The organism is Polaromonas sp. P1_G2, from assembly GCF_056405515.1.
In genome coordinates this window covers 1-427 of the sequence record NZ_JBFUBY010001299.1, presented here as the reverse complement: position 1 = coordinate 427, position 427 = coordinate 1, and the positions used below count along the sequence as shown (strand labels likewise).

Sequence of the window (427 nt, the reverse complement as noted above, 5' to 3'; positions counted from 1 at the left end):
GGGCCACGCGGGCACGCGCGCGCAGCGCCGCGTCGCCGGTGGCGTCGGCCTCGACGATGGCGCGGCGCAGGCATTGCAACCCGGCATCCAGCGCGCCGGCGCCAATCGCCGCCTCCCCGGCTTCCAGTTGCGCGAGTGCCGCGGCGCGCCCGGTGGCGGGCCTCGCGGTGGGCGTCGCGGTGGCTGTGCGCAGGGCGGCATCCAGCGCGGCGCCGGGCTGCACCCCGAGTTCGCGCTGGAACAATTCACGGCAGGCGGCGGCCTGGCGCGCCGCGCCGACCCCGTCGCCTGAAGCCGCGAGGCTGCGCACCAGCAGGGCCTGGTAGTTTTCGTCGAGCGGGTTGTGCCGCACCAGCCGGCCGGCCAGTCCGGCCGCCTCGGCCATGGCGCCGGCGGCCATGCGGGCCAGGGCGGCCTCGCGCAGCAC

At 78.7% G+C, this 427-nt stretch carries 1 protein-coding gene; it reads right to left on the bottom strand.

What is annotated here, in order from left to right; all coding sequences use genetic code 11:
• Positions 1-427: BTAD domain-containing putative transcriptional regulator (locus AC1D0P_RS30230; protein WP_477680104.1), on the bottom strand; the 427-nt coding region annotated here is incomplete at both ends.